The sequence below is a fragment of the uncultured Roseobacter sp. genome (assembly GCF_947496515.1).
GTDB lineage: Bacteria > Pseudomonadota > Alphaproteobacteria > Rhodobacterales > Rhodobacteraceae > Roseobacter.
In genome coordinates this window covers 106,707-128,293 of sequence record NZ_CANMDB010000005.1, presented here as the reverse complement: position 1 = coordinate 128,293, position 21,587 = coordinate 106,707, and the positions used below count along the sequence as shown (strand labels likewise).

25 protein-coding genes are annotated in these 21,587 nt (G+C 63.8%); 21 read left to right on the top strand and 4 right to left on the bottom strand.

Translation table 11 applies throughout. The features are described 5' to 3' along the window. Positions 1-54 precede the first annotated feature (54 nt). The 5 genes from Q1A53_RS11185 (at position 55) to Q1A53_RS11165 (ending at position 4,562) form a co-directional block, all read left to right on the top strand. Positions 55-1,158, top strand: coding sequence for an ABC transporter ATP-binding protein (locus Q1A53_RS11185; protein WP_299966368.1), 1,104 nt, complete (start codon positions 55-57; stop codon positions 1,156-1,158). After that, complete coding sequence (locus Q1A53_RS11180) at positions 1,155-2,549, top strand: ABC transporter permease (RefSeq protein WP_299966367.1); 1,395 nt, start codon at positions 1,155-1,157, stop codon at positions 2,547-2,549. Before Q1A53_RS11185 ends, Q1A53_RS11180 begins: the two co-directional genes overlap by 4 nt. Next, positions 2,550-3,386, top strand: a complete 837-nt coding sequence (locus Q1A53_RS11175; protein ID WP_299966366.1) for an ABC transporter permease subunit — start codon at positions 2,550-2,552, stop codon at positions 3,384-3,386. 9 nt (positions 3,387-3,395) lie between these two features. Then, positions 3,396-4,082 carry a hypothetical protein gene (locus Q1A53_RS11170; RefSeq protein WP_299966365.1) on the top strand — a complete coding sequence of 229 codons (687 nt, stop codon included), beginning with the start codon at positions 3,396-3,398 and terminating at the stop codon, positions 4,080-4,082. Positions 4,083-4,277: 195 nt separating this feature from the next. Continuing rightward, positions 4,278-4,562, top strand: coding sequence for a hypothetical protein (locus Q1A53_RS11165; RefSeq protein ID WP_299966364.1), 285 nt, complete (start codon positions 4,278-4,280; stop codon positions 4,560-4,562). Positions 4,563-4,663: 101 nt separating this feature from the next. On the opposite strand, the gene Q1A53_RS11160 is transcribed toward Q1A53_RS11165, so the two are convergent. Further along, positions 4,664-5,245: a tetratricopeptide repeat protein gene (locus Q1A53_RS11160; RefSeq protein ID WP_299966363.1), complete on the bottom strand. Its 582-nt coding sequence runs from the start codon at positions 5,243-5,245 to the stop codon at positions 4,664-4,666. Between the two features lie 67 nt (positions 5,246-5,312). On the opposite strand from Q1A53_RS11160, the gene Q1A53_RS11155 reads away from it, so the two are divergent. The 3 genes from Q1A53_RS11155 to Q1A53_RS11145 all read left to right on the top strand — a co-directional run bounded on the left by Q1A53_RS11155 (position 5,313) and on the right by Q1A53_RS11145 (position 8,955). Then, the gene (locus tag Q1A53_RS11155; protein WP_299966362.1) at positions 5,313-6,242 is read left to right on the top strand and encodes a PHP domain-containing protein; all 930 of its coding nucleotides are present in this window, start codon (positions 5,313-5,315) and stop codon (positions 6,240-6,242) included. 224 nt (positions 6,243-6,466) lie between these two features. Continuing rightward, on the top strand, positions 6,467-8,437 hold the full coding sequence (locus Q1A53_RS11150; RefSeq protein WP_299966361.1) for an AMP-binding protein: 1,971 nt from the start codon (positions 6,467-6,469) through the stop codon (positions 8,435-8,437). Between the two features lie 44 nt (positions 8,438-8,481). Continuing rightward, positions 8,482-8,955: a hypothetical protein gene (locus Q1A53_RS11145; protein WP_299966358.1), complete on the top strand. Its 474-nt coding sequence runs from the start codon at positions 8,482-8,484 to the stop codon at positions 8,953-8,955. A 112-nt stretch (positions 8,956-9,067) separates the two neighbouring features. Here Q1A53_RS11145 and Q1A53_RS11140 read toward each other — a convergent pair whose 3' ends face one another. Further along, complete coding sequence (locus Q1A53_RS11140) at positions 9,068-9,247, bottom strand: hypothetical protein (protein ID WP_299966355.1); 180 nt, start codon at positions 9,245-9,247, stop codon at positions 9,068-9,070. Positions 9,248-9,332: 85 nt separating this feature from the next. On the opposite strand from Q1A53_RS11140, the gene Q1A53_RS11135 reads away from it, so the two are divergent. The 4 genes from Q1A53_RS11135 to Q1A53_RS11120 all read left to right on the top strand — a co-directional run bounded on the left by Q1A53_RS11135 (position 9,333) and on the right by Q1A53_RS11120 (position 12,629). Beyond that, on the top strand, positions 9,333-10,151 hold the full coding sequence (locus Q1A53_RS11135) for an ABC transporter ATP-binding protein (protein ID WP_299966352.1): 819 nt from the start codon (positions 9,333-9,335) through the stop codon (positions 10,149-10,151). After that, positions 10,144-10,767, top strand: coding sequence for a hypothetical protein (locus Q1A53_RS11130; protein ID WP_299966349.1), 624 nt, complete (start codon positions 10,144-10,146; stop codon positions 10,765-10,767). Before Q1A53_RS11135 ends, Q1A53_RS11130 begins: the two co-directional genes overlap by 8 nt. 268 nt (positions 10,768-11,035) lie before the next feature. Next, entirely contained in the window at positions 11,036-11,638 is a 603-nt protein-coding gene (locus Q1A53_RS11125; protein ID WP_299966346.1) for a hypothetical protein, read from the top strand. A 1-nt stretch (position 11,639) separates the two neighbouring features. Then, the gene (locus Q1A53_RS11120; protein ID WP_299966344.1) at positions 11,640-12,629 is read left to right on the top strand and encodes a branched-chain amino acid ABC transporter permease; all 990 of its coding nucleotides are present in this window, start codon (positions 11,640-11,642) and stop codon (positions 12,627-12,629) included. A gap of 114 nt (positions 12,630-12,743) precedes the next feature. Here the strand turns inward: Q1A53_RS11120 and Q1A53_RS11115 are convergent, their stop codons facing one another. Next, positions 12,744-13,088 carry an SHOCT domain-containing protein gene (locus Q1A53_RS11115; protein WP_299966342.1) on the bottom strand — a complete coding sequence of 115 codons (345 nt, stop codon included), beginning with the start codon at positions 13,086-13,088 and terminating at the stop codon, positions 12,744-12,746. 137 nt (positions 13,089-13,225) lie between these two features. On the opposite strand from Q1A53_RS11115, the gene Q1A53_RS11110 reads away from it, so the two are divergent. The 8 genes from Q1A53_RS11110 to Q1A53_RS11075 all read left to right on the top strand — a co-directional run bounded on the left by Q1A53_RS11110 (position 13,226) and on the right by Q1A53_RS11075 (position 20,369). Then, complete coding sequence (locus Q1A53_RS11110; protein WP_299966340.1) at positions 13,226-13,654, top strand: hypothetical protein; 429 nt, start codon at positions 13,226-13,228, stop codon at positions 13,652-13,654. After that, the gene (locus Q1A53_RS11105) at positions 13,654-14,730 is read left to right on the top strand and encodes a branched-chain amino acid ABC transporter permease (RefSeq protein WP_299966338.1); all 1,077 of its coding nucleotides are present in this window, start codon (positions 13,654-13,656) and stop codon (positions 14,728-14,730) included. Before Q1A53_RS11110 ends, Q1A53_RS11105 begins: the two co-directional genes overlap by 1 nt. Before the next feature lie 101 nt (positions 14,731-14,831). Next, complete coding sequence (locus Q1A53_RS11100) at positions 14,832-16,115, top strand: ABC transporter substrate-binding protein (protein ID WP_299966335.1); 1,284 nt, start codon at positions 14,832-14,834, stop codon at positions 16,113-16,115. 83 nt (positions 16,116-16,198) lie between these two features. Further along, entirely contained in the window at positions 16,199-16,981 is a 783-nt protein-coding gene (locus Q1A53_RS11095; RefSeq protein ID WP_299966333.1) for a VPLPA-CTERM sorting domain-containing protein, read from the top strand. After that, a complete protein-coding gene (locus tag Q1A53_RS11090) occupies positions 16,982-17,815 on the top strand; it encodes an ABC transporter ATP-binding protein (RefSeq protein ID WP_299966331.1) in 834 nt (277 codons plus the stop codon). 12 nt (positions 17,816-17,827) lie between these two features. Further along, positions 17,828-18,208: a cupin domain-containing protein gene (locus Q1A53_RS11085; protein WP_299966328.1), complete on the top strand. Its 381-nt coding sequence runs from the start codon at positions 17,828-17,830 to the stop codon at positions 18,206-18,208. Position 18,209: 1 nt separating this feature from the next. Then, the gene (locus Q1A53_RS11080; RefSeq protein WP_299966325.1) at positions 18,210-19,430 is read left to right on the top strand and encodes an AMP-binding protein; all 1,221 of its coding nucleotides are present in this window, start codon (positions 18,210-18,212) and stop codon (positions 19,428-19,430) included. Positions 19,431-19,532: 102 nt separating this feature from the next. Continuing rightward, complete coding sequence (locus Q1A53_RS11075; protein WP_299966323.1) at positions 19,533-20,369, top strand: alpha/beta hydrolase; 837 nt, start codon at positions 19,533-19,535, stop codon at positions 20,367-20,369. On the opposite strand, the gene Q1A53_RS11070 is transcribed toward Q1A53_RS11075, so the two are convergent. Then, complete coding sequence (locus Q1A53_RS11070) at positions 20,345-21,085, bottom strand: WYL domain-containing protein (protein ID WP_299966321.1); 741 nt, start codon at positions 21,083-21,085, stop codon at positions 20,345-20,347. The two genes, Q1A53_RS11075 and Q1A53_RS11070, sit on opposite strands and share 25 nt — an antisense overlap. An 87-nt stretch (positions 21,086-21,172) precedes the next feature. Here Q1A53_RS11070 and Q1A53_RS11065 point away from each other — a divergent pair, with 87 nt between their 5' ends. Then, positions 21,173-21,568: a RidA family protein gene (locus Q1A53_RS11065; RefSeq protein ID WP_299966318.1), complete on the top strand. Its 396-nt coding sequence runs from the start codon at positions 21,173-21,175 to the stop codon at positions 21,566-21,568. Positions 21,569-21,587 lie beyond the last annotated feature (19 nt).

Here is a 21,587-nt window from a genome sequence, read left to right as displayed (position 1 = left end):
GGCGGTCCCCCCGGCGGGGGGCTGCCCTTTTGACGCGAGGCGGGGAACATCATCATGCGTGGCAAGGACGTTGTCCTCGACGGGGTGGAGATCACCTATCCCAATGGGTTTACCGCCGTTCACCAGACCGATCTGACCGTCGAGGCGGGGGAGTTCTTCTCCATCCTGGGGCCGTCGGGCTGTGGCAAGACGACGATCCTGCGGGCGGTGTCGGGCTTTGTGGCGCCATCGCGCGGGGCGGTGCGCATCGGTGGAGAGGATCAGACGGGGCTTGGCCCCAACGCGCGGCCCACGGCGCTGATCTTTCAGAACCTCGCGCTCTTTCCGCTGATGCCGGTGTGGGAGAATGTGGCCTTCGGGCTGGAGGCGCGGGGCGTGGCAAAGCGCGCGCGCCGGGCGCGGGCCGAGGAGCTGCTCGCACTCGTGGCGCTGGCCGATCAGGCCGATAAACTGCCCGGTGAGCTGTCGGGCGGGCAACGTCAGCGGGTCGCTATTGCGCGCGCGCTGGCGGTGGATCCGGCGGTGCTGCTGCTGGACGAGCCGCTGTCGGCGCTGGATCTGAAGCTGCGCCAGCACATGCGGGCGGAATTGCGGGCGATCCAGCGCAAGACCGGCGTCACCTTCATCTACATCACCCACGATCAGGGCGAGGCGCTGACCATGTCGGACCGCATCGCGGTGATGAACGCCGGGCGGATCGAGCAGATCGGCAGCGCGGATGATGTCTACTCCAACCCGGTGTCGGCCTTTGCCGCGTCCTTTGTGGGCGAGGCCAACCAGTTTGCGGGTCGCGTCACGGCGCAGGACGGTGCGCTTGCCCAGATCGAGACGGCGCATGGATCGTTTCTGGGCCGTAACCCCACGGGGCTGGAGGTGGGCAGCGAGGCGATCCTTTTCGTGCGCCCGGAACACACAGGCGCGGGTGCCGGGCGCAACAGCCTGACGGCACGCCTGCAGCGGCGCGACCTGGAGGGGCCGTTCGTGAACCTCTATCTGGCCACCCGGAGCGGTGCGCAGATCGCGCTGCATGTGCCCAACACCGGCGCGGTGGATATCGGGGCGGAGGGCGATGTGTCCGTTGGGTTCGAGCCCGAGCAGGCGGTGGTTCTGCCCGCAGGACCGGTGGCGCGCACCGGTGCGGACATCGCGGCGCAATGACGGATCTTATCCGGGGATACGGTCGCGGGCTCGTGGCGCTTTTCGCGGCGGCGGTGCTGGCATGGGGGCTGGTGCTGATCATCCTGCCGCAGCTGGCGATGCTGGAGCGGGCGCTGACCACGCCGAAACGGCAGCTGGACAGTTCCATAACCGCCCAGCTTGAGCGCGACGCCTTTACCTGCATCAACATCCTCGAAGGGCATCTGAGCCGCGCCGAGGCGCCCGCGCCGCAGAGCGGTGGGATGGCGGTCCCGTCCATCTCGGGCATGTCGGTGCCGTCCGCTTCGGGCATGGCGGTCCCGTCGATTTCGGGGGGCGGGGGGACGCAGGCGCGCCCCTATATCCTGCAGTGTGACCGGGCCACGACCCGCCTGCGCATGGTGCGCGGCGCGGGCGAGGAGGTCTGGCTCAACGATCTCTATGACCTGCCGCTATTGTCGGTCAGCGAAGACGACCCCATCGAGGCCCAGATCGAAACTGCGCGGGCGATTGCAACCATGGCAGGCGTTCTGACGCAGGAGCTGCTCGCCACCGAGGCGCGGGCCTCACAATTGAGTCTGGGGAACTTCGCGGCGCTGACACAGCCTGTGCTGATCCCGCTGTCGGAGGCCGGGAAGGCGGCGGAGAACGCCCAGCTGTCCAACCAGATCCTGGGGCTGATAGGTCTTCGGTTCGAGACCGAAGACGGGGTCTTCGAGCGGATCGGGATGATCACGCTGATGCGCACGCTGGTCTTTGCGGTGGCGGCAACGGCGCTGGCCCTGGTCGTGTGCTATCCCATTGCCTACAAGGTGGCACTGGCCACCCCGCCCGAACGGGCCGTGTGGCTGTTTCTGGGGCTGATCATCCCCTACGCCATCGTGGAGTTGATGCGCATCTACGCCTGGACGTCGATCATCGACAACCGGGGGCTGCTCAATCAGCTGATGCTCTGGGCGGGCGTGATCGATGCGCCGGTGCAGTTCAAACGCTCCGCCCTGACAGTCTTTGTGGTGATCGTCTATACCTACGTGCTGTTCATGGTTTTCCCGATTTTCAACGTGATGAGCACGCTCGACCGCAACCAGATCGAGGCGGCGCGGGATCTGGGGGCGAGCACGCCGCGGCTGCACTGGCGGGTGATCATTCCGCATTCCAAACCGGGCATCGCGGTGGGCTGCATCGCCACCTTCATGCTGGCGGCGGGCGCGTTTTCGGTGCCGCGGATCATCAGCCGGGGTCTGCAGGCGGAATGGTTCAGCCAGACGATCTACAACAAGTTCTTTGAATCGGAGAATTCCAACATCGGGGCGGCCTATTCCTTTGCCTACACGCTGGTGTGCTTCCTGATCGTTGCGGTGTTCATGTGGATCATGCGCACCCGGCTCAAAGACTTTGCGAGGGTCAGGTAGATGCGGCGTGTGACGGCCAACGGTGTGCTGAGCGCTTATACCTGGGGTTTTTTGATCTTCATGTTCGCGCCGCTGGTGCTGATGATCATCTCCAGCGTCAATGACACCTCGCCGCCCTCAGTGACCGAATGGGGCGGGTTCACCACCAAGTGGTACAGTTTCTTCTGGATGCCGGAGGCGCAGATCCGGGCCGATGCGGTGCTGCGCACGCTGGACCGGGACCGGTTCATCAATTGTTTCGGCAACTCGCTTCAGGTCTCGGTGGTGGTGGTGCCGCTGTCGCTGCTGCTGGGGCTCGCGGGGGCGGTGTTTCTGACCCGCTGGCGCAGCCGGGCCAACGGCATCCTATGGTGGGTGCTGCTCAGCCCGATGCTGGCACCCGGGGTCATTCTGGGGCTGTCGGCGCTGGTCTTCTGGGGGCGTCTGGGCATCGGTGCTGGGATGTTCACCATCATGATGGCGCAGGTGACCTTCATTGCGGGCTATCCGCTGCTGATCCTCATGGCGCGGTTGCAGCGCCAGCCAGTGGAGCTGGAAGAGGCAGCGCTCGACCTCGGGGCGTCGCCGTTCCGGGTGTTCCGGCGGATCACCTTGCCGTACCTCTTGCCCGCGCTGGCCTCGGCTGCGGTGATCGCCTTTCTGGCGTCGATGGAGAATTACAATACCACGATGTTTGCCAAAGGCGGGGCCTGCACCTTCGCCACCGAGATCGGCGCCATGAGCCGCAACCCCAATGGCCACCCGCCGGTGATCAACGCGGTGGGGACAGTGATCATTCTGCTGACGGTGGCGGCAGCGGTCACACATTCGCTGCTCACCCGGCGCGAGATGCGCTAGGCTGCGCGGATGAAGATCACCGCCCGTTGCCATCCCGCCCTGCGGCCCTTGCTGCCGGATCCCGTGCCCGCGGCGCGGGGGTTGCCCGGCTGGCTGCGCGAGATGCCGGAGGCGGCGGTGTCGGAGGTTCTGGGGGGTGAGCAGATCCGCACGTTGAAGCATTGCGCGCCGATGATCGACGCGCTGCGGCTCGGGGTGCTGATCCTCAATCCAGTGGATCTGGTGGTCTCGGATGGCGAGGTGCATTGGGAGTGGGACCCACCCCCGGCGCCGGAGACATTGATCAGCCGCGCGCCGGTGGGCGTGCATGTGCCAGAGCAGGCAGAGGGCAGCCCCTTTGCCGCCGAGACGCTGATCGTCAAGTTCATCAACTACTGGACGTTGCGGACCGAGCCGGGGTGGTCCCTGCTGGTGATGCACCCTGTCGGCCATCCGGACTTGCCCTTCCGGACGCTGCCGGGCGTGGTGGATACGGATCTTTTCGGCGATGGCTACATCCACTTTCCCAGCCAGTTGGACGCGGCTTTCGAGGGTGTCATTGAGCGCGGTACGCCGGTGGCGCAGGTGATCCCGGTCCAAAAGGACGTGGCGCTGGAGGTGGGAGAGATGTCGGCGGCGGAAGTCTCCGCCAGCACCGATCTGCAGGAGACGCTGGCCGCGGCACCGGGCACCTACCGCAAGGAGTATCGCCGCTGAGCGTGTGCCGCCGGTGGATGAGGCCGCGGAGGCCAGTCACGCGGTGCTGGGATCGGCGCAGGGTCTGCGGTGCCGTTCGTTCTATCCACCATTTCCCCCGTGATCGTTGAGCTTGTTTCTTGCATCCTCTTCCTGCGCCAAAGCGTTAGGGATTTCGTAAGCGGTGCGTGATAATGGTTAACGATGGCGCTAACCATGAAATTCCTCGTGCTGGCAATGCTGCTCTGGCCTGTGTCGGCGCTGGCTGACGCGGAGGACACGCGCCGCAATATCTGTCTGGGCTGGATGTTGGGGGGCTACCCTTCCGGGCTGGAGGAGACCGCCTGCACCGCGCAGTTCGCGCTGCCCTCGCCATTCCTGTTCAAATGCATCCGCGCCCAACGCACTGGGTATGACAGCGACCTGCAGCGCCGGGCCTGCACGCTCTATCTCGCGGATGTCTCGCGCCAAGCCGCCAACAGCCGGGTGCGCCGCCAGTAATGGCTCGGTCGGGTTGGCCCGGGTGCCCAACCGCGTTGCAACGCGGTTGCACCGCGCCGCCCTAACCGTTGGAATTGGGGCTGGCGCGCGCGCAGCCTGCCCTATGGCAGGGGTTCCGACGCGGTGCCATCCAAAGCCCTGAGCCGCAACGGCAGGGTGCCTCTGGCAACGCGGGTCAGGGTGCGCAGGGTCAGCGCCCGCGCGGAGCCGTCTGACCACAGGGCGGCACGGTCGGCGGCCTGCGCCTGACCCGTTTCCGCCGCGATGCGGTAGCGGGCGTGCCGCGCCTCGGTGTCTTCGCCTCCTTCAAAGCACTGCGCCGCCAGATCCCAGTCACAAAGCCGCAGTGCCACGCGACCCAGGCTGCGCCGGGCGTCGGCATCCGCCGGATCCAGCCTCGCCGCCCGCGCGAAGGCATCCCGCGCCGCGGGCAGATCACGGCTGGCCAGCGCCGCGCGCCCAAGCTCGAACCAGGCAGAGGCGTAGCCGGGCCGCTGTGTTACCGCGCGTTTGAGCCAGCGGCGCGATTGCTCAGGCTTGTCCAGCGCCTCCAGCACCTTGGCGAGATTGTAGAAAACCTCCGCCGGGGCATCGCGCTTTTGCGCCGCGCGCCGCAACAGCTTCTCCGCCCGGGGCCAGTCCTGCGCGGCCAGCAGCGCGGGCAATGTCGCGAGATCCACCATGCGCCCCTCCTTTCATCTTGCCGTTACACGGCGGGTGCATGACAAGGATCACCGCAAGGAGAGCGCCATGACAACAGATATCTTTGCGGCACCGGGCAGGTTCTACCGCGGCAACCTGCACACCCATTCTACCCGGTCGGACGGGGTGCTTGACCCTGCCGAGGTGTGCCGCCGCTACCGGGCGGAGGGGTATGATTTCATCGCGCTGACAGACCATATGATCGGGCGCTATGACTATCCCATCAACGATACGACGCCGTTTCGGGTGCCGGGGTTCACCACGCTGCTGGGGGCGGAGCTGCATTCGGGCGCGATGGAGAATGGCGAGCTGTGGCATATCCTGGCCGTGGGGTTGCCCTCAGATTTCGCGCCTGCCCACGCGCCGGATTTCCGGCCCGTGGACGGACAGGAGAGCGGGCCCGCCCTCGCGCGCCGGGCGCGAGAAGCGGGTGCTTTCGTGGCCATTGCGCATCCCGAATGGTCCGGGCTGACAACGGCGGATGCGCGCAGCATCGACGCGGCACACGCGGTGGAGGTGTACAACCACGGCTGTGCCACGGGCTGCGACCGACCGCACGGGTTTTACACGCTGGATCAGTTGCTCAGCGCGGGGCAGCGGCTGATGCTTTGCGCGACCGATGATGCGCATTTTTCTGAGCCGGATCACTTTGGCGGCTGGGTGATGGTGAAGGCGGCAGCGAATGAGCCCGAATTGCTGTTGGAGGCGCTCAAGGCGGGTCGGTATTACGCCTCCACCGGCCCCGAGTTTCGCGCGGTGCACTGGTCGTCCGACGCCGTCGTGGTGGAGAGCAGCGCCGTGGTTTCGGTGATCGTACAGGGCGCGGGTTCGGCGGCGGTGGCGGTCCATGGCAGCTCCCTGACCCGGGCGGAGGTGCCGCTGGCGCGGTTCGGCACGCCGGAGTGGCTGCGGGTGACGCTGATCGACCGGGCGGGCGGGCGTGCTTGGCTGAACCCCTTCTATCCGGGCGATGGCTGAGGCACCGCACCTGCCCCCGCGGCGCCGCTGCCGCGAAGGCTGACAGCAGCAGGCCGCCATGCAAAGCGCCGCTGATCCTGGGGGCCACCCTCGGCAACATGTCGTTGACCCGGCAAAATGGTGATGAAAGCGTTGACGGCGCGCGCAAAACCCACATTGTGGAGGGAGAGACGGCGAGGAAGCCGCGCTTGTCTATGGCAAGACAAGGTCTGGGAGGACAATACGTGACACGCTCTATCGAGGGCACAGACGGGCTGCGGTCCGTCCCGGCGCTGTTGCATCGCAACGCGACCCGCTTCGCTGACGCGCCCGCGTTCCGCGAAAAGGAATACGGTATCTGGCAGAGCTGGACCTGGGCCGAGACCCGCGAGGAGATCGAGGCACTGGCGATCGGGCTCCTGGATCTGGGCGTGGCCGAGGGTGATTTCGTGGCCATTATCGGCCGCAACCGGCCGCGGCTCTACTGGTCGATGGTGGCAGCGCAGATGTGCGGTGCGGTCCCTGTGCCGCTCTATCAGGACGCGGTGGCCGAAGAGATGGCCTATGTGATGGGGCATTGTGGTGCGCGTTTCGCCATCGTCGGCGATCAGGAGCAGGTGGATAAGGTCATCGAGATCCGGGGCGAGCTGCCCCAGTTCGAGCAGATGATCTATCTCGATCCGCGGGGCTTGCGGAAATACGATCACAGCAAATTGCATGAATACGCCCACGTGCAGGACGTGGGCCGGGCCAAGCGGGACGAGATGCTGGGCGAGCTGGAAGCGCGGCAGGCCAAGCTCGATTACGACAGCACCTGCGTGATGCTCTATACCTCTGGCACGACGGGTAAGCCGAAAGGCGTGGTCCTGAGCAACCGCAATGTGATCGAGACGTCGAAGTCCTCGTCGGAGTTCGATGATCTGCGGCAGACCGATGACATTCTGGCCTATCTGCCGATGGCCTGGGTGGGGGATTTCATCTTCTCCGTGGGGCAGGCCATGTGGACCGGGTTCTGCACCAACTGCCCCGAGAGCGCGGACACGATGCACGTGGATCTGCGCGAGATCGGGCCCACCTATTACTTTGCCCCGCCCCGGGTGTTCGAGATGCAGCTGACCTCCGTCATGATCCGGATGGAGGATGCCGGACGGTTCAAGAAATGGCTGTTTGACCGCTGCATGGCCCATGCGCGCAAGGTTGGCCCGGCCATTCTGGACGGTCAGCCGGTGAGCCAGTTGGATCGCTTCAAGTATAACCTGGGCGAATTGCTGATTTATGGCCCGTTGAAGAACACCCTGGGGTTCAGCCGCGTGCGGGTGGGCTACACGGCCGGTGAGGCAATCGGGCCGGAAATCTTTGATTTCTACCGGTCTCTGGGGATCAACCTCAAACAGCTCTACGGCCAGACCGAGGCCACGGTTTTCATCACGGCACAGCCCGATGGCGAGGTGCGCAGCGATACCGTGGGGGTTTGCTGCCCCGGGGTCGAGTTGCGGATCGCCGAAAATGGCGAGGTCTTCTATCGCTCGCCGGGTGTGTTCGTGGAGTATTACAAGAACGCCGAGAGCACGGCGGACACCAAGGACGCGGAAGGCTGGGTGGCCACCGGGGATGCCGGGTTCGTTGAAGAGGAGAGCGGGCATCTGCGGATCATCGACCGGGCCAAGGATGTGGGTCAGATGGCGGACGGTGCGCTTTTTGCGCCGAAATATGTGGAGAACAAGCTGAAGTTTTTCCCGAACATTCTGGAGGCGGTGGTCTTTGGCAACGGGCGCGAGGAATGCACGGCCTTTATCAACATTGACCTCACCGCGGTGGGTAATTGGGCAGAGCGCAACAACATCGGCTATGCCTCTTATCAGGAGCTGGCGCGGCATCCGCAGGTCATGGACACCATTCAGAGCCATGTGGAGGAGGTGAACCGGTCGGTGGCCGAGGACGAGATGCTGTCGGGCTGTCAGGTGCACCGCTTCGTGGTGCTGCACAAGGAGCTCGATGCCGATGACGGGGAGCTGACGCGCACACGCAAGGTGCGCCGCCGGATCATCGAGGAGAAATACGCCGATATCATTGCGGCGCTTTACGATGGGTCGACGTCGGTGAGCACGGTGACGGAAGTGACCTATGAAGACGGGCGCAAAGGGTCGATTTCAGCGACGCTGGAGGTGCGCGCGGCGGCGGTTCGGGCGGTTGGTGCGAAGATGGCGGCGGAGTGAGCGTGGTGAGTGCGGGAGCCTCCGGCGGGAGTTTATCGGGCAAAGTGAGAGAGCTTTGCCGGGGTGGTGCCGGGGGCTTCGGGGGGGCGGTGTTGTCGGTCGGCCCGGAGCGCCGGATCCGGGATGGCGGTGTGATGATGTGGTTGGTCTCTTACGTCGTTTGGCGTTTTTTATGTTTATGTACAGCGGCTTATGACTTTTTCACCGGGGGTGTCAGCCGCTTTGGCGTGACAGCTTGCCTGCGTGTGGGTCTTGGGTTGGGTGCGGTTCTGGCGTGGTTTCAGGCTGCCCCGTGGCTGCCATTTTCATTCATTCTGGTGTTTGGCGTGCTGGACCTGGCGCAATCTGCGATCCGTAGACCGGAACGCCTTAATCCATTCGACGTGCCAAGCGGTGAAGACAAGGACGGCACGCGGCAGCTTGGGCTTGTCAGTATCGCGGCGGCGCCCTTCGTTGGCTATGTGTGTCTGGCACTGCTGCGCACTTACGGTTTTGCGGGCGGGGGCATGCCATTGTGATGGTGCGGACCGATCCATACCTGGCCCTTGACGGGCGTGCGATTGGCGAGGGGCGCTGATGATCGGCATTTCAGCGACGCCTGTGGTCGGTAGGGCAACGGATGGCAGAGCCCTAGAGGGTCGTGGTTTTCTTTGTATAGGCGGCGTTTACCGCGCGGCTGATGTGGAATTTCGTGGAGAAGCCGTGCAGGGCCGCGTCGATGTCGCGGATGGCTTCGGCCCGGGTGAGACCGCGGGACTTGCGTTTGGCGGCCATGGAGATCAGGCAGGTGCGTTCCCAGTCGCTGCGCATGAGGAGGATCCTTTTTGCTGCTCGCTCCAGCTTAAGCACACAATGGTTAACATATCGCGGAGACCGCGAACGGGGGAGGTCGCGCATGCTTGATCAGGCGGAAGGATACACCACCGAGGACGGTCGCAAGATCGGCGGTGTGGTCATGGAGATGCGCAATATTACCCTGCGATTTGGCGGGGTTGAGGCGATTAAGGACATCTCCTTTGACATTCGCGAGGGGGAGATCCGGGCGATCATCGGGCCCAATGGGGCGGGCAAATCCTCGATGCTCAATGTGATCTCGGGGTTTTATGTGCCGCAGGAGGGGGAGGTCTGGTACAAGGGCAGCCCGCGCCCGCCCATGAAGCCCTATCAGGTGGCGCGGCAGGGGATTGCGCGGACCTTTCAGAACATTGCGCTTTTTGAGGGGATGAGCGTCCTGGACAATGTGATGACGGGGCGGCTGACGCATATGAAGACTGGGCTTTTCGCGCAGTCCATCTGGGCTGGAAAGGCACAGGCGGAGGAGACGGAAAACCGTGAAGTCGCTGAGAAGATTATCGATTTCCTAGAGATCCAGGCCATTCGCAAGACGCCGGTGTCGCGGCTGCCCTACGGGCTCAAGAAACGTGTGGAGCTGGCGCGGGCGTTGGCGGCGGAGCCGTCGCTGTTGCTGCTGGACGAGCCCATGGCGGGGATGAACGTGGAGGAAAAGGAGGACATGAGCCGCTTTATCCTCGATGTGAACGACGAGTTCGGCACGACCATTGCGCTCATTGAGCATGACATGGGGGTGGTGATGGATCTGTCGGACCGGGTCGTGGTGATGGATTACGGCAAGAAGATCGGCGACGGCACTCCCGGTGACGTGCGCGGCAATCAGGCGGTGATCGACGCTTATCTGGGGGTGGCGCATGACTGATTTTGCCCCGTCGGTGCGCTGTCGGTATCACGTCGGTATCGCGTCGGTATTACGTCGGTGCGTGGCGGTCGGTACTTTCAGGGATGATTTACGAACAAAATTGACGAAACAGAGACTGGCGACCCGCTTTACTGTGCGAACGTCGGTTGGACTGCAGCGATTACTCTCGGCTGTCTTTATGGCACTGATGGCCTCATCCTTATCTGCAGATGCCTGGGACGAATTCCAAACGAGATGTTTGGCGCCGTTGGAGGCTTTCGAGGCACCGATTGTTGACAACTTGCAAACGGTAGAGGTCGCAAACCCGCAGTTGCTAGAGGTGAGCGGGCTGTCGAAATACGTTCCCGCGGATGCCACATGGTACATGTATCTTTCCGAGGGCAACTGCGCGATTTTCGACACCGAGCCGACCCAAGTGTCAGTCAGCAAGGCAAAGGGCTGGATGCGCGATGTGTATGCATTGGATCTTTATGCGCCAGATCATGCTGACGGTAGTACATGGTATAGTACGACATGGAGACATCAGGCGCTGGAAGTCACCTTGATGCTGGACGGTGTTGCCTGGAGCGATAGCGAAGTCGGCTTTGGTGCCTACGATACAAGGCCATACGAGTGATGTGGCGGCGTTTGGTTCTCTTCAGAACACGGTGCTCAGAGGTCTGCGCAAGTCTATGTGCAGCCCGACCATACGGTCACGAATACGCCACTCCTGTTACAAAACTTGAACAATCGGTTAACCAACTTCCGGTTGTTTCCATGCTAGGGACAATGCCGGAGGCTGGCGCATGCTAGGTCTGCCGGTGGCCCTGTCTCCTGTTACAGCACCGACCCGTCGAGGTCGGATTAAGAGTGCAGACGGATTTGTTACCGTTTGGAGGGTACATATGAATAGTTGGATGAAGGCGGGCGCCGCGGCGTTTGCCAGTCTTGGGTTTTTTCAGCATGGCGCCGTGGCGGAGCCGCGTTTCTGCGCGGAACCGACCGCGGCGCTGGCCGACACCTGCGAGGTCTATCAATCCTATTGTGCGGCATATCTGGACGATCCGGCCTCGCTGGATCGCTCGACCTTGCACGAAATTCCCAGCGGGGCGCGGGCGCGGTTTGCGGCCAGTGAGCTGACGCAGGTCACGCTGGGTTACCGCACGACGGCCAATCCGAAGGTGGCGGTGGTCTACGGGGACGAGTACCCGTCCTGCGAACTGCTGCTGACGGGCATGCAGTATTCGGATCTGCTGATCGCCTACCGCGACTGGCGCGAGGGTGAGGGCGCGCAGTTCGCGGCCACGGCACCGTTCGAGCCTGTGTCGCACGCGGATATGTCGCGCGCTTATGCCGCCGTTTTCCTGGCTGCCCCGCGCGAGGATGGCCGGGTGACGGAGATCACGTTGAACTGGAACCTGAGCGAGGCGGGTCTGACCCGGCTCAAGGTTTCCTACCAGCCCGAGCGCGAGCATACCCGCGCCATGTTCCAAAGGGAGATGCCCTGAGATGCCTGAACAGCTTGCCTTTACGATCGAGGTCTTTCTCAACGGGCTGATGGCCGGGGTGCTGTATGCGCTGGTGGCGCTGGGCTTCGTGCTGATCTACAAGGCGAGCGGCATTTTCAACTTTGCCCAAGGGGTCATGGCGCTGTTTGCGGCCATGACCCTTTACGGGATCATGAACGGTCAGGTGCCATTTGCGCATCTGATCAACGCGATTTTCGGCACGGAGATCCATTACTTCGGCTGGGAGGTGCCGGCGCTGGCGGCCATTCTGCTGACGGTGGTGGTGATGGTGCTGCTGGCGTGGATGGTGCAGCGGTTCATCTTTCGACATCTGGTGGGGCAGGAGCCCATCATCCTTTTCATGGCCACCATCGGGCTTGCCTATTTCCTCGAAGGGGTCGGCGATCTGATGTGGGGGTCGGACATCAAGACGCTGGAGGTGGGGCTGCCGCAGGGGATCAACGAGACCATCGACGAGGTCACCTTCGGCTGGTTCGGCTACGGGTTCTTTATCGACAATCTGGACATCGTGGCGAGCATCGTGGCCATCGTGCTGGTGGCGGCACTGGTGGCGTTCTCGCAGTACACCAAGCAGGGCCGCGCCATGCGGGCGGTGGCCGATGACCATCAGGCGGCGCTGTCTGTGGGCGTCTCGCTGAATTTCATCTGGATCCTCGTGTGGTCGCTCGCCGGCTTCGTGGCCCTGGTCGCGGGGATCATGTGGGGCGCGAAATCGGGGGTGCAGTTCTCGCTCTCGCTGATCGCGCTCAAGGCGCTGCCGGTGCTGATGCTGGGGGGGTTCACTTCCATTCCCGGGGCGATCATCGGCGGGCTGATCATCGGCGTGGGGGAGAAGCTTTTCGAGTTCCTGATCGGGCAGCCCTATCTGGGCGGGGCGACGGAGAACTGGTTTGCCTATATGCTGGCGCTGATTTTTCTGGTGTTCCGGCCACAGGGGCTCTTTGGGGAGAAGATCATTGAGCGCGTGTGACAGGCCTCTGAGGTTAGGCGCTTCGGTGCCGCCGGGCGCGGGGAAGGCTGTTGAACAGCCTTTGCCCCGCGGCGAGGTCGTGCGGGGATGGCAGTGGGCGTGTGCCGCGCGGCCCTATTCCTCCAGATTGCGGAAGAGCGCGACAGAGAGCGCGGCGAGGACGGTGACGCCAAGGGTCAGAGCCAGGTTCACATCGCCGATGACCAGCACGGCAAGGCACAGGCAGATGCCCAGCACACCGAGGCACAGCACGATGCCAAAGCCCCAGGTCATGGCGCCCGGCAACTCTTCTGGCGGTTCGGGCTGTTCCCGCGGTGCCGCGTCCGCCACCACCTCAGGCTCGACCACATCGACGCTGTCGATGAGCCGGGCCTTGCGGGCCATGTACTCCACGTCGGTGATGTCACCACGTGCGAGCTTTTCGTCGAGACTGCGCAACTCATGCAGGATCGCGGTCATATTATCCACTCCTGCCCCCGGGAAAGAGGAATGCCCGGCAAATGGGGCAAAAATTAGGAATTCGGTAAAACAATCAGGCGTGGTTAACGGGTGCCTGTGGTCCGGACCGGTCGGTCGGGGGGATGGGGGGCTGCGCCATGGATGCGTCTGACGCTGTGCGGTTTGGGGCCGCCGGGATATTCGGTCTCGCCCTGTGGAGCGGTGCTGTGGCCGCGGCGTGCTCAGGCTTTGATGATCCGCCCGCCAGCGTCGGGCTGGAGGCGGTAAAAGAGCACATTCGCACGGGCGATTTCGCCACCGCGTTCGAGGGGTTCGAGATTTCGGATGCCAGCAAGCAGCAACTGGCCGAAGGGTTGGAAGCGGTGCTGCCGGGCGATGACATGACGTGCATCACGATCCGGCGGATCCGTCAAAATGCCGGTTTCATCTCGGAGCTGTTCACGACCGACGATGGTCAGCGGATCCTCTACTGGACTGTCTCGCGCGAAGTGCGTGGCGACAGCTTTCGCATGATCAACTTCAACTACACTGACGATTTCAATGACATCAAGGAGCTGCTCTACTGATGTTCTACCGCGAAGCAGGCGATTTCAGCACCACTTACCCTCAGGACAGTCAGACCTTTCCGATCCGGTTTGACCGTTGGCGGTACTATGCGGTGCTGTTCGTGGCGATCTTTGTCATTCCCTTTATGATCAATGACTACTGGGTCAACTCCATCTTTATGCCGTTTCTGATCTATGCGATCGCGGCGATCGGGCTGAATATCCTAGTGGGATATTGCGGTCAGGTGAGCCTTGGCACAGGCGGTTTCATGGCGGTGGGGGCCTATGCCTGCTACAAGCTGATGACGGCCTTTCCGGAGGTGAGCATGTTCATCCATGTGTTGCTGGCGGGGGGGATCACGGCCATGGTCGGCGTGCTCTTTGGGCTGCCCAGCTTGCGGATCAAGGGGTTCTATCTGGCGGTGGCGACGCTGGCCGCGCAGTTCTTTCTGGTGTGGATGTTCAACAAGGTGAGCTGGTTCTATAACTACTCCGCCTCCGGTCAGATCAACGCACCCGAGCGCGATACCTTTGGCATTCTGATCACCGGGCCCAATACCGAAGCCTGGGCGACTTACCTCTTTTGCCTCATTTTCACCATATTCTCTGCCGTGGTGGCGCGGAACCTGACGCGGGGGTCCGTGGGGCGGCAGTGGATGGCCATTCGCGATATGGACATTGCCGCCGAGATCATCGGGGTGAACCCGCTGCGCGCCAAGCTGACGGCCTTTGCGGTGAGTTCGTTTTTCGTGGGCATCTCCGGCGCGCTCTTCTTTGCGGTCTATCTGGGGGCGGTGGAGGTGGGCGAGGCCTTTGGCATCACCAAATCCTTTCTCGTGCTCTTCATGATCATCATCGGCGGGCTCGGCTCGATCTTTGGCAGCTTTGCGGGGGCGGCGTTTCTCGTCCTGCTGCCGGTCCTGCTCAAGATCATCGGGGTGGACTGGCTGGGCTGGCCCACGGATATTGTGGCGCATCTCAATCTGGTGATCGTGGGCGGTCTGATCGTCGTCTTTCTGATCGCGGAGCCGCACGGGCTGGCGCAGCTGTGGCGTGTGGCCAAGGAAAAGCTGCGGCTCTGGCCTTTTCCACACTGACGTTGAAGATGTCTCCAAGGGGCTTGCAAGCCCCTTGGGCGCGAGAAACCAAAACGCCGGAAAATCGGCATATCGGGAAAAAACCAAGGGAGGTATCACCGATGACATTGAAACTGGGAACATGGGCCATAGCGGGCCTGATGGCGGCAAGCCCCGTTGCGGCGGATCTTGTCTTTCCAAGCTTGAGCTACCGCACGGGACCTTATGCGGCGGGGGGCATCCCCTTTGCCGACGGCTATGCGGATTACTTCACGCTGTTGAATGAGCGTGACGGGGGTATCGGCGGTGTGATGGCGCGGGTGCTGGAGTGCGAGACGGGCTACAACACCGAGAAAGGGGTCGAGTGCTACGAGAGCACCAAGGGCGAGGGTGCGCTGGTCTACCAGCCGCTTTCCACCGGCATCACCTATCAGCTGATCCCCAAGGCCACGGCGGATGACATCCCGATCCACTCCATGGGCTACGGTCGCACCTCTGCGGCCAATGGCGATGTGTTCAGCCATGTGTTCAACTATCCCGCCAATTACTGGAATGGCGCCTCGGGTGCCATCAACCACATCCTGGAGGTGAACGGCGGCGATATCTCGGGCAAGAAGATCGCGCTGGTCTATCACAACTCCGCCTATGGCAAGGAGCCGATCCGCACGCTGGAGAAGCTCGCCGAGAAGCACGGGTTCGAGCTGGTGTTGCTGGCGGTCGATCATCCGGGCCAGGAGCAGAAGAGCCAATGGCTGCAGATCCGGCGCGAGCGGCCCGATAATGTGATCATGTACGGCTGGGGCGTGATGAACCAGGTGGCCATCCAGGAGGCGGCCAACATCCGCTTCCCGATGGAGAATTTCATCGGCATCTGGTGGTCCGGTGCGGAGATCGACGTGGAACCAGCGGGTGACAAGGCGGATGGCTACAAGGCGCTGTCCATGTCCGCGGTGGGCGACGACTTCCCGCTTTACGATGATCTGCGGCAATATGTGGTCGAGGCGGGCAAGGCCGCGGGGGCTGGCGATCAGCTGGGCACGGTGCCCTACAACCGCGGGATCTATGCGGCGATGCTGGCGGCAGAGGCGGTGAAAGTCGCGCAAAAGATGCACGGGGTGGATGACATCACCTCCGGTCAGATGCGCGACGGGATGGAGAACCTGGTGATCACCGATGAGTTGATGACCGAGCTGGGGCTGCCTGGCTTCGGCCCGACCTTCAGCGTCTCCTGCGAGAACCACGGCGGTGAAGGGCTTGTGGCCGTCACCCAGTGGGACGCGAGTGCGGGCGAGTTCGTTACGATCTCCGACTTTGCGCCCACGGATATGGAGGTGATCCAGCCTCTCATTGACGAGGACAGCGCGGCATACGCGGCGGAGAACAACATCGAGAGCAACTGCAACTGATGTGAGACCCCCGGTGGCGGCACGGTCTGCCGCCGGGTTTTCGTGCTACGGTGGCGGCATTTGATCCACGGGAGAACAGTCCGATGAAATACATTGCCATGATTGCGATCGCGGCCAGCTTTGTCGTCTCCGAAGCTCGGGCGGCCCCGATCACCATTTTCTGGTCCGGCACGGTGGCGGGCGGCCCGTCCCGGCAGGGCGGATCGCTGGATTTTGGCATCGGAAACTTTGACCGAATTTCCGGAACCCTGATCTACGAAGACGGTTTCGACGATCTTGACCCGCTGCCCGAAAGCATTTTTGCCCGCGGCGTGGAAAGCTCTGTCACGGTGGATCTGAACGGGACCATTGCTGGATGGTCCAGCATTGACAGCGACCAGGGAACCACGGGCAGCACCTTTGACATCAGCAACAACGGCGCGCTTTTCGCCTCCGAACTGACCATCGCGGTGGCGGACAACGATCTGTCGGACGCTCTCAAGGCGGATGATTTGGCGCCCGCTCCCGTGGCGATCACCATCGGCGGGGTGGAGCGGGACTTTACCAGCGCGACGGCCAAATTCGAGATCGGCGGGGTGAGCACCGGGCTCTTTGGCCGTCCTATCCGGTTTGATACCCTGGACCCGGGGCAGTTCCGCAAGTTATTCGTGGCCATTTCGCTGGGCGAACGGATGGATGGGGCGTCGGGGACGGGCGCGAATGAGTTCGTCGCCTCGGTCGGCGTTGATTACTGGTCGAGCAGCGGGCCGCGTCCTCTGGACCCCGCTCCGGTAACGCCGGTGCCGCTGCCTGCGGCGGGATGGATGCTGCTGTGTTCACTGGCAGCCTTGGGCGGTGTCGCCAGCAAACGGAAAGAACCCGCTTAGATGTCTTTAACTCAAGCCGTGCAACCACAGGCCGAGACGGTCCTGGAGGTCAACAATATCGAGGTGATCTACAACCACGTGATTCTCGTGCTCAAGGGTGTCAGCCTGAACGTGCCAAAGGGCGGGATCACCGCGCTGCTGGGCGGGAATGGCGCGGGCAAGACCACGACGCTCAAGGCGATCTCGGGTCTTCTGGCCTCGGAGCGGGGCGAGGTGACCAAGGGATCGGTGAAATACCACGGCGATCCGATCCACCACGCTGACCCGGCTGAGACAGTCAAGCGTGGTGTGGTGCAGGTGATGGAAGGGCGGCATTGCTTTGAGCATCTGACGGTGGAGGAAAACCTGCTGACCGGCGCCTATACCCGGCGCGATGGGGCGGCGGCGGTGCAGGCGGATCTGGAGATGGTCTACGGCTATTTTCCGCGGCTGAAGGAGCGGCGGAAAAGCCAGGCGGGCTATACCAGCGGTGGCGAGCAGCAGATGACGGCCATTGGCCGCGCCCTGATGAGCCAGCCCGAGACGATCCTGCTGGATGAGCCTTCCATGGGGCTGGCGCCGCAGCTGGTGGAGCAGATCTTTGAGATCGTGAAGTCGATCAACGAAGAGCAGGGGGTGACGATCCTGCTGGCCGAGCAGAACACCAATGTGGCGCTGCGGTTCGCGCATTACGGCTATATTCTGGAGTCGGGTCGCGTGGTGATGGACGGCCCGGCTGCCGAGCTGCGCGAGAACCCGGACGTCAAGGAATTCTATCTGGGCATGTCGGAGGAGGGGCGGAAATCCTTTCGCGACGTGCGCAGTTATCGCCGGCGCAAGCGCTGGCTGTCTTGAGGGGGACGTGAGATGAGATGGATTGTGGGTGCTGTGGCGCTGATGCTGTGCGGGCCGGTCTGGGCCGAGGATCTGGTGCAGCGCAAGGTGCTGAACGAGGCTCCGCTGAGCGGGGTGGAGGGTATGGTGGTGCGTGTGTCCACTCTGACGGTGATGCCGGGCGGGCGGATCCCGCTGCACACCCACCCGGGTGATGAGCACGCGGTGATCGTCAAGGGTGGGCTGGCGCTGATGCCCAACGGCAAGGAGGTGCCCTTTGCCGATGGCACGCCGATTTTCTTTCCCGCCGGTCAGGTGCACGGTGGGGTGACGAACCTTGGCGAGACACCCATCGAGATCGTGACCACCCATGTGGTGCGCGCGGATGAACCCTTCTCCGTCGCGGCGGAATGACATGAGCCGGTATTTCGACGATCTGGAGACCCGCAGTGCGGATGCCCGGGCGGCGGGCCAGCTGGAGGCGCTTCAGGCCAATATCGCGCGGGTCGCCGGTGCCGAGGGGGCGTGCCGGATCGCCGACGGATCGGTGCAGGATCTGGGCGATCTGGCGCGGCTGCCGGTTTTGCGCAAATCCGATCTGGTCACGTGGCAGGCGGAGATCCCGCCCTTCGGCGGGATACCGGTGCAAAATGTGGCGCATGTCTTTCAATCGCCAGGGCCCATTTATGAGCCCGGCGGCATCACCCATGACTGGTGGCGGTTGGGGCGGTTTCTGCATGCCGCGGGGATCGGCCCGGACGATACGGTGCAGAATTGCTTTGGCTATCATCTGACGCCTGCTGGAATGATCTTTGAGAACGGTGCGCGGGCCGTGGGGGCCACGGTGCTGCCAGCGGGCACCGGTCAGACGGAACTGCAGGTGCAGGCCGCCGTCGCCGCGGGCAGCACGGCCTATGCTGGCACGCCGGATTATCTGCAGGTGATCCTCGACAAGGCCGATGAGCTGGGCCTGCGCCTCGGCATCACCAAGGCGGTGGTCAGCGGTGGCGCGCTCTTTCCCGCGATGCGTCAGGGGTATGCGGCGCGCGGCATCGCTTGCCTGCAATGCTACGCCACGGCGGATGTGGGTCACATCGCCTATGAGAGCCCCGCGGCCGGTGGTACGGACACCCCGCCCGAGGGGATGATCGTCGATGAAGGCGTGATCGTGGAGATCGTGACCCCCGGTACCGGTGATCCGGTGCCGGACGGTGAGGTGGGCGAGGTCGTCGTAACCGCGCTGACGCCCGATTACCCGCTGATCCGCTTCGCAACCGGCGATCTGAGCGCGGTGCTGCCGGGGCAAAGCGCGTGTGGCCGCACGAACATGCGGATCAAGGGCTGGATGGGGCGTGCGGATCAGACCACCAAGATCAAGGGGATGTTCGTGCGCCCCGAGCAGGTGGCAGCGCTGGTCGCGCGCCACCCGGAGGTCAGCCGCGCGCGGGTCATCGCCACGCGCGACGGCGCGCAGGACGTCATGACCGTGCAGGTGGAGGCGGAAGGCGGCGCGTCCGAGGCGCTGTCGGAGACGGTGCGCGATGTGCTGAAGCTGTCGGGTGCTGTGGAGATCCACGCGCCGGGCAGCCTGCCGCGCGACGGCCTGGTGATCGAGGATCGGCGCAGCTACGACTGATGCTTCGGGCGCTCCGGCGGAGATCTGAGGGATCACCCACCGCTTTTTCCGGCGGGGCCGCGATCAAGGATGTGCTGAGGCACCAAGGGATCGGAGGGGGCGATGGCAGCGGATGGTTCGGGCGCCGTGGACGGTCTGATCTACGATCCGGCGGAGGTTGAGCGGGCCGCGAAACTGGTGATCCTCATTCCCGGTGCGCTGGCGCGGCTGGAGATCTTTGCCCCTGTTCAGCACTGGCGGGCGCGGGGTTACGCGCTGGTGTCCTGCCCGTTTCCCGGGCTTGACGGGCGGCCTGTGACACCCGGATTGCGGATTGACGCCGCCGCAGCGTGTATTGCGGAATTCGCGGAGCGGCATCCGGGCAAACCCTACCGGCTGCTAGGCTATTCCACCGGCGGGCCCATCGCGATCTCCGCCGCCGAGCGGATGGGCGATGCGGATGTGCGCGTGGCAGCCATGTCCAGCGCTGTCGAACGGGCGGGCGGGATTGCGACGGCGCGGCGCACCACGGCGGATCTGCTTGCGGCGGCGGCGCGGGTGCGCTCCGTGCGTCGGCGGACCGTCTGGCTGGAATACTACAAGACATTGCTGTTTGGCAGGCGGGTGCGCCGTGACAGCGCGCTGGACGCGCGGGCGACAGCGCTGGTGGCGGCCCGGATGGAGGAGATGGTCTATCCTGATCGTGATCTGCTGGCCGCACATACGGAGGATCTGCGCCGCTGGCGGTTGCCGTCTGGCCCGCGGCTGGCGGAGGACCGGTTGCAGTTCTTTGTCGGTGCGGAGGATCCGGTGTTCAGCAGCCCACAGACGGCAGCTTTAGCCGCCCGGTTCGGCGCGCCCCGCCGCCACAGCTACGCGGGGCAGGGGCATTTGCTCTTCCTGACGGCGCCACGTGTCTTTGAGGACATCCTGGCCTATTTCGAGGCGGTGCCCGGCTGAAGGGGCAGATCACGGAACGGGCAGACGTCATCCTCGAAAGGCACGTGGCGGCGGCGGAAGGATGTCTCAGGGATCACGTCAGGCGCGCTGATCCGGTCCATGCGGAAATGGCGAAACCCCTCCCGCGCGGGATCGTAGGCCACCAGATACCACAGGGGCGGCAGGATCAGCATGGCCTGTGGTTCGACCTGACGCTGTGTGACGACACCTTTGGCATCCCGGTAGCCGAAGCGCAGCTGGTGCTGGTGCAGGAAACCGGCCTCCACCGCGGGCAGAAGGTCCGCGTCCATCTGCCCGATGTCGGAGATGTCCTGGTGCGGGGACAGCTGCCCGATATGCAGACAATCGAGCAACCGGCGCAGATCGCGGATCTTGTCGCGGGGCAGGGCGCGTTCGATGCGGGCGAGGCCTGCGTCGGCGAGATCCGCGAATGGCAGGCTGCGCGCGGCGCGCATGGCCGAGACGCTGATCACCAGCGCAAAGACCTCTGCCACCGACAGCCGCGCGGTGGTCTGCACGGACTGCGGATCAAGCTGCAGCCCGCCCCCGCGCCCGCATTCCGAATGGATCACGAACCCCGCGTCCCGCAGGGCGCTGAGATCGCGCAGGATTGTCCGGCGCGAGGCGCCCACGTCCTGTGCCAGCTCCTCGACACGCAGGGTTCCGTTGCGGCGCAGGCTGCGCACGATGGCGTCATGGCGGAGGCGTTGTTTCATCTTTTCCCAGTGGCATCTTTTGGTGACAAAATTTGGCACCGTTTGTGTCTAGAACGGAATCATCAACGCAAACAAGGAGAATTCATCATGCAACGCACGGCAATCAATCCCTGGGACTGGTCCGTTAAGCTGGGCTACAATCAGGCGGAAGTCATCGAGACGCCCGCGCGGCAGGTCATCTGTGCCGGTCAGACATCGGTGGATGGCAATGGCGCCCCGCAGCATGTGGGAGACATGCGCGGCCAGATCGGCTTGGCGCTCGACAATCTGGAGGCGGTGTTGAAGGCCGCGGAGGCAGGCCTCGGTGATGTGATCCGGTTGGTCATCTATGCGACGGATGTGGACGACGCCCTCAAGAGCTTCGATGTGCTCGGCCAGCGGTTCGGTGCAGCCGGGGTCGCGCCGCCCATGACATTGGTCGGTGTCACCCGTCTGGCGATCCCGGGTCTGATGTTCGAGATCGAGGCGACGGCGGCAGCCTGATGTGCTGCACCGGCCCGCG

Excerpts from the sequence above, each read along its gene's own strand:
- Q1A53_RS11080 (WP_299966325.1), top strand. The coding sequence starts at position 18,210 with ATGAGCCGGTATTTCGACGATCTGGAGACCCGCAGTGCGGATGCCCGG.
- Q1A53_RS11160 (WP_299966363.1), bottom strand. The coding sequence starts at position 5,245 with ATGGTGGATCTCGCGACATTGCCCGCGCTGCTGGCCGCGCAGGACTGG.
- Q1A53_RS11125 (WP_299966346.1), top strand. The coding sequence starts at position 11,036 with ATGAATAGTTGGATGAAGGCGGGCGCCGCGGCGTTTGCCAGTCTTGGG.
- Q1A53_RS11140 (WP_299966355.1), bottom strand. The coding sequence starts at position 9,247 with ATGCGCAGCGACTGGGAACGCACCTGCCTGATCTCCATGGCCGCCAAA.
- Q1A53_RS11130 (WP_299966349.1), top strand. The coding sequence starts at position 10,144 with ATGACTGATTTTGCCCCGTCGGTGCGCTGTCGGTATCACGTCGGTATC.
- Q1A53_RS11135 (WP_299966352.1), top strand. The coding sequence starts at position 9,333 with ATGCTTGATCAGGCGGAAGGATACACCACCGAGGACGGTCGCAAGATC.
- Q1A53_RS11170 (WP_299966365.1), top strand. The coding sequence starts at position 3,396 with ATGAAGATCACCGCCCGTTGCCATCCCGCCCTGCGGCCCTTGCTGCCG.
- Q1A53_RS11100 (WP_299966335.1), top strand. The coding sequence starts at position 14,832 with ATGACATTGAAACTGGGAACATGGGCCATAGCGGGCCTGATGGCGGCA.
- Q1A53_RS11120 (WP_299966344.1), top strand. The coding sequence starts at position 11,640 with ATGCCTGAACAGCTTGCCTTTACGATCGAGGTCTTTCTCAACGGGCTG.
- Q1A53_RS11110 (WP_299966340.1), top strand. The coding sequence starts at position 13,226 with ATGGATGCGTCTGACGCTGTGCGGTTTGGGGCCGCCGGGATATTCGGT.
- Q1A53_RS11085 (WP_299966328.1), top strand. The coding sequence starts at position 17,828 with ATGAGATGGATTGTGGGTGCTGTGGCGCTGATGCTGTGCGGGCCGGTC.
- Q1A53_RS11095 (WP_299966333.1), top strand. The coding sequence starts at position 16,199 with ATGAAATACATTGCCATGATTGCGATCGCGGCCAGCTTTGTCGTCTCC.
- Q1A53_RS11115 (WP_299966342.1), bottom strand. The coding sequence starts at position 13,088 with ATGACCGCGATCCTGCATGAGTTGCGCAGTCTCGACGAAAAGCTCGCA.
- Q1A53_RS11105 (WP_299966338.1), top strand. The coding sequence starts at position 13,654 with ATGTTCTACCGCGAAGCAGGCGATTTCAGCACCACTTACCCTCAGGAC.
- Q1A53_RS11070 (WP_299966321.1), bottom strand. The coding sequence starts at position 21,085 with ATGAAACAACGCCTCCGCCATGACGCCATCGTGCGCAGCCTGCGCCGC.
- Q1A53_RS11155 (WP_299966362.1), top strand. The coding sequence starts at position 5,313 with ATGACAACAGATATCTTTGCGGCACCGGGCAGGTTCTACCGCGGCAAC.
- Q1A53_RS11065 (WP_299966318.1), top strand. The coding sequence starts at position 21,173 with ATGCAACGCACGGCAATCAATCCCTGGGACTGGTCCGTTAAGCTGGGC.
- Q1A53_RS11180 (WP_299966367.1), top strand. The coding sequence starts at position 1,155 with ATGACGGATCTTATCCGGGGATACGGTCGCGGGCTCGTGGCGCTTTTC.
- Q1A53_RS11185 (WP_299966368.1), top strand. The coding sequence starts at position 55 with ATGCGTGGCAAGGACGTTGTCCTCGACGGGGTGGAGATCACCTATCCC.
- Q1A53_RS11175 (WP_299966366.1), top strand. The coding sequence starts at position 2,550 with ATGCGGCGTGTGACGGCCAACGGTGTGCTGAGCGCTTATACCTGGGGT.
- Q1A53_RS11075 (WP_299966323.1), top strand. The coding sequence starts at position 19,533 with ATGGCAGCGGATGGTTCGGGCGCCGTGGACGGTCTGATCTACGATCCG.
- Q1A53_RS11165 (WP_299966364.1), top strand. The coding sequence starts at position 4,278 with ATGAAATTCCTCGTGCTGGCAATGCTGCTCTGGCCTGTGTCGGCGCTG.
- Q1A53_RS11090 (WP_299966331.1), top strand. The coding sequence starts at position 16,982 with ATGTCTTTAACTCAAGCCGTGCAACCACAGGCCGAGACGGTCCTGGAG.